This is a genomic window from Cupriavidus sp. 8B (assembly GCF_054589115.1).
The window spans coordinates 1-4,770 of record NZ_BAAILO010000376.1 but is presented as its reverse complement, the minus strand read 5'-3'; the positions used below and the strand labels follow the sequence as shown (position 1 = coordinate 4,770).

General features: G+C 62.4%; 5 protein-coding genes. 3 read left to right on the top strand and 2 right to left on the bottom strand.

Translation table 11 applies throughout. The annotated features are described in order from the left end of the window. The coding region (locus ACYP5B_RS34765) for a glycine-rich domain-containing protein (RefSeq protein ID WP_459572681.1) at window positions 1-636 on the top strand (636 nt) is incomplete at its 5' end. 61 nt (window positions 637-697) lie between these two features. Here the strand turns inward: ACYP5B_RS34765 and ACYP5B_RS34760 are convergent. After that, window positions 698-1,324, bottom strand: a complete 627-nt coding sequence (locus ACYP5B_RS34760; protein ID WP_459572680.1) for a PIN domain-containing protein — start codon at window positions 1,322-1,324, stop codon at window positions 698-700. Window positions 1,325-1,340: 16 nt separating this feature from the next. Then, entirely contained in the window at window positions 1,341-1,532 is a 192-nt protein-coding gene (locus ACYP5B_RS34755) for a hypothetical protein (protein WP_459572678.1), read from the bottom strand. A gap of 561 nt (window positions 1,533-2,093) precedes the next feature. Here ACYP5B_RS34755 and ACYP5B_RS34750 point away from each other — a divergent pair. Together ACYP5B_RS34750 and ACYP5B_RS34745 are read left to right on the top strand one after the other, a co-directional pair. Further along, complete coding sequence (locus tag ACYP5B_RS34750) at window positions 2,094-3,521, top strand: ISNCY family transposase (protein WP_459572683.1); 1,428 nt, start codon at window positions 2,094-2,096, stop codon at window positions 3,519-3,521. Window positions 3,522-3,677: 156 nt separating this feature from the next. Continuing rightward, window positions 3,678-4,770: site-specific integrase (locus tag ACYP5B_RS34745; RefSeq protein ID WP_459572682.1), on the top strand; the 1,093-nt coding region annotated here is incomplete at its 3' end.

Sequence of the window (4,770 nt, the reverse complement as noted above, 5' to 3'; positions counted from 1 at the left end):
CAAACCGTCAAGCATATGTGGCAAGCGATTGACGCTCTCGATTTCAGCCGGATGAAGGCCAAACTGCTGCACCGCGAGCAGGCCCGCTGGACCGCCGAAACATTGACCGCGGCCGAGTCCGGCTATCGCCAGTTTCTGAAGCTGGCGGCGAAATATCCGGATGCGCCGGTGGTGCCCAGCGAACTGGTGGACGAGTTCTGGCACGCCCACATTCTCGATACCCAGCGCTATGCGAGTGATTGCGAGCGGATCTTCGGTCATGTACTGCACCATGATCCCTATGTCGGCATCGACGGGCTCGAAGACGAAGCCAGGCTGCAGGCACTGGCCAACGCCAGCAACGCACTTAGCATGCAGGAGTTTGGCCAGAATCTAACCGCTCCGTCGTATTGCGCTCGCCCAGCGACGAGCGAGCGCGCACATGGTGCGCGCGCCGTGAGCGCGGAACCGGCATACTGCGCGCATGCAATATCGACGGAACCTGCCTATTGTGCACTGTCCGTGACAGCCAGGGCCGCCTACTGCGCACTAGCGCTGAAAGCGGAACCCGTGGATTGCATGCGCGCTCATCCCATGAAATCTGCCTATTGCGCAGTAGCGAGCGAGCCAAGGCAAGCGCAGGTGCTTAGCGCTTGACGCGCTCGCGTACCGGCGCATGGAAGCAGTGCCCGCTGCGTGACCGGGGTGTCCGCTACGATCAGAAGTTGTACGAGAGCTTGCCATTGGCCTCCACGATCAGCTTCGTGGCTAGCATCTCATCAATGACACCCGAGATATCCTTTTCCTTCAGCTTCAAGTGCTCCATCGCCTTGAGATGCTTGACCAAGGTCGCGCGCTTGCCCGGCCGTGCTGTCTTTGGGGATCGGCCCAAGATCTCGCGCACCTTGATAGTCGCGGCGAAGGCCGCGCCAAGATCAATGCCTTCAGAGGCTTCCATGGAAACACCGTTCTTTGTCTTCGCAGGCGACGGGACTTCGGAAAGCGATTCAATGCGCTTGCAACGCATGCCGCCACTGGCGATATGGACAATGAGCGGGTCGTAGCCCTTGTCCTTCGACAGGACGAAGACGGGGCTGCGCTCGCCACGCTCGGCGAGTCGTCCCAGTTCGAAGGCGATGTGGAAATCCAGTGCATTGCGACCGCTGCCGCTGGCTCGGATCCATTGTGCTGGCGGCTCAAGTGCTTGGCCGGCTATCACGAGGTCCAGAGAAATGGACTTTTGGCTGGCGCCGGCGAAGACAATCAGTCGTGCTCCCCCAGGCAACGCAGCCGGTGCGAGCTGCTGGATGTTCTCCATGTCGACGAGAATGATCGGGCCGGGCATCCTTTTATCCGTTTCGTTAGCGTGGGTCGCGCATCACCACGAATCCCGAATCGCAATGATCGCGGCCGGCTTCCTTGGCTTCCTCTTCGGTGTCAAACGTGCCGGCATCTTCCAAGTTTGCCGTGTAGCCAACGTCGCCATCCTTTGGGCAGAGATAGTCGTCTCCGGTGCGGACGATCCAGCCCCGGTGTGTGCTTGCCGTTTCCACCGCTTTTCCTCCTCGTTGATGTGGGTGCGCGCTACGCGGTTTTTCGCCTTTCGCTAGATCAATAGCTGGAACCGCTTCGCCATCTCGTTCCGCAAGACGCCGGCCTGACCCACGGGAGACGTCAACCATGACCCGATTGCAGATTAGGCGGACCGTGTCCCGCCTCGCGATTGCAACAGTGGCGCCAGCCGTTCTGGCATTGCTGGGCACGGGCAACGCCCACGCCCATACGCCGGGCGTGCAGCCCGGCGAGTCCCAGGCTTGCGCATTGCTGCCAACCCCAAGACCGCGGCTGGATATCGAGCCGTGGGCGGCGTCGCTGCCTGCAGGCTTTCGCGGCTGTCGGGATCTCATTCAAACCGATGGGATCGCCACACTCATTGTTATATAGTATAACAATTTAACATAATAAACGTTGTGCGTTGGGACGGTGTCAGGGCCAAATAGTAATGTCGTACTTGAGCCAAATAGAAATGTCGTACCCGTAGGCTAACGCGAGCATGCTGGCGCTCTATCCGCTTGGATCGGAGTCCAGCCATGCCGAAGCCCGAGATGGTGACCATGTCCATGCGTGAACTGGACCGCTTCAAGGTGATTCAGGCTGTCGTTGAGCACGGTCTGATGGTTTGGCGCGCGGCCGAGAAGCTGGGGCTGTCCCGGCGCCAAGTGGAGCGCCTGGTGAGCCGGTATCGCGAAGACGGTCCAAGCGGTCTAGGCTCCCGTAAGCGCGGCCACGAGAGCAACCGGCAGTTACCCCCGGGACTCGAAGCCCGTGCCCGCGGCCTGATTCGCGACACCTATGCCGACTTCGGGCCGACCCTGGCTTGCGAGAAGCTGCGCGAGCGCCACGGCCTCAGCCTGGCCAAGGAGACCGTGCGGCGGATCATGATCGATGCCGGCTTCTGGGTGCCACGCAAGCTGCGCCCGCCCAAGGTCCACCAGCCGCGCAACCGCCGCGCCTGCCTGGGCGAGCTGGTGCAGATCGATGGCAGCGACCATGCCTGGTTCGAGGAGCGGGCGCCGGCCTGCACGCTGCTGGTCTATGTCGACGACGCCACCAGCCAGCTGATGCAACTGCTATTCGTGCCGACCGAATCGACCCAAGCGTACTTCGAGGCGACGCGGGCCTATGTCGAGCACCATGGCAAGCCGATGGCGTTCTACAGCGACAAGGCCAGTGTGTTCCGCGTCAACGCCAAAGATGCCGCCGAAGGGCGTGGCTACACGCAGTTTGGGCGGGCCCTGTTCGAGCTGAACATCGACATCCTGTGCGCCAATTCCAGCCCGGCCAAGGGCCGCGTGGAGCGGATGAATGGCACCCTGCAGGACCGGCTGGTCAAGGAACTGCGGCTGCGCGGCCTCAGCACCATGCAAATCGCCAATGCCTTTGCGCCAGCCTTCATGGCCGACTTCAATGCCCGCTTCGCCAAGCCGCCGCGCAGCGACTTCGATGCCCACCGGCCGCTGCGCGTTGACGAGGATCTGGCACGAATCTTTACCTGGCGCGAATGGCGCAAGGTGTCGCAGAGCCTGACGCTGCAGTACGACAAGGTGATGTACCTGCTCGAGGACCGGCCCGAGCACCGCCGCCTGATCCACCGCTACATCGAGGTGGCCGAGTATCCGGACGGCAGGATCGAGCTGTGGGCCGATGGCGCTGCCCTGCCCTACACCACCTATGACCGGCTGGCCGAGATCGATCAGGGCGCGATCGTGGAGCACAAGCGGCTGGGGCACGTGCTGGCCATCGCGGCAAAGGTCCAGGCGTTGCGCGATAGCCGGCAAACCGCAGGCCCGTCGCGCACGCTCTCGGGCGATCCCCCGCGGCCACACCAGCCTGCGCTGAACACCAAGCGCCAGCGGCTGATTAATCGGCTGGATCTGGAGCGCGCCATCGCCGGCACCACCGCCCCACCCTGTGCTGGCTTCTCCCCTTCCGGCCAGCTTGACCGCGTTACGGGGAAACCACAAAAAGCACGACCGCACTGACATTTCTAATTAGCCAGCCCACCGACAACTAAAAACAGCCTGGACAGACGGTAGGTTTACGCTTGTTGCGTTGTTAAGCCTTGCTGACTGGGGTCTGGCGCAACGCTGAGGATGGTCTATGGTATAGATTCCTGGGGTCTTGGGACGTTGGCAGCCATGGTCATTCAGCTCAGCCAGCCAGAGGTGCCGCAGCGCCTGCACGGCGTGACGCTGGTGGACCGGCATGGCTTGCCACGCTACTGGGCCAACGTGTGGGCACTGCTGAGTTTGTCCGATCTGGCCGAGCTGACGCGACTCCGAAAACTGCACCACGTAGAACGGCTCTACCTCTATGCCGAGGAGTTGCTGGGCGTCGGCGCACTGGATGATGCGCTGGCGGACTTGGATGAGGTCCGGCTTGGCAATCTCCTGGAAGGCTGGTTCATCTCGATCCGCAATCAGCCCCGGCTGACGGCGTCGGATCAGGAACGCTGGCGTACCGGGCTCGAATTCGTGGTGGCGGTGTCGACTTGGCTGGGCCAAGGCATGCCGCACGGCGATCGGCTGTCGCAACTCGACGCCCGCTGGCAACGACTCCATCTGCTCTACAGCCAACTCCAGATTCAACGCCAGCACCGCGTCGAGGTCTTGCGTTCGCTGCCGGCCGCGGTCGTGGAGGCCCTGTATGAGCGATTGGACCCCAGTTCCGACACCAACCCGTTCAAAGGGCTGCGTACCCGCTGGCGCGTCTTCACCGCCTTCGTGCTGATGTTGCATCAAGGCCTGCGCCGTGGGGAGCTACTGCTGCTCACCGCGGATGCCGTGAAGTCGGGCTTTGACGGCAGGCAGCAACGGACACGCTACTGGCTCAATGTGGGCGAACGCCGCCACGGCGACGAGGATCCGCGGCACTCGCGGCCAGGCATCAAGACCGCCACCTCGATCCGCCAGATTCCGGTCAGCGAACTGACGGCGAACCTGGTGCAGAGCTACGTCGACAACTACCGCGGAAGACCCAATCATCCGTACCTGCTCAACGCTCAAACGAACACTCCACTCTCAACGGAATCGCTCACCAAACTCTTTGCGCAAGCCTCCGCCGCCTTGCCGCCCCACGTGCTGGCAGAACTGGAGGACCGGACCGGCAAGACAAGCGTGACGCCGCATGACTTTAGGCACTATGTGCCCTTCCGGACTATGTCGGGTAACACGGACCAGTGCCTGAAGAATGCGTCCCCACGCCCGACTACCCAGCCAGTCGCACGACATA

What these genes read in the sequence shown, in the direction of transcription:
- ACYP5B_RS34760 (WP_459572680.1), bottom strand. Translation starts at nt 1,324, where the DNA reads ATGCCCGGCCCGATCATTCTCGTCGACATGGAGAACATCCAGCAGCTC.
- ACYP5B_RS34750 (WP_459572683.1), top strand. Translation starts at nt 2,094, where the DNA reads ATGTCCATGCGTGAACTGGACCGCTTCAAGGTGATTCAGGCTGTCGTT.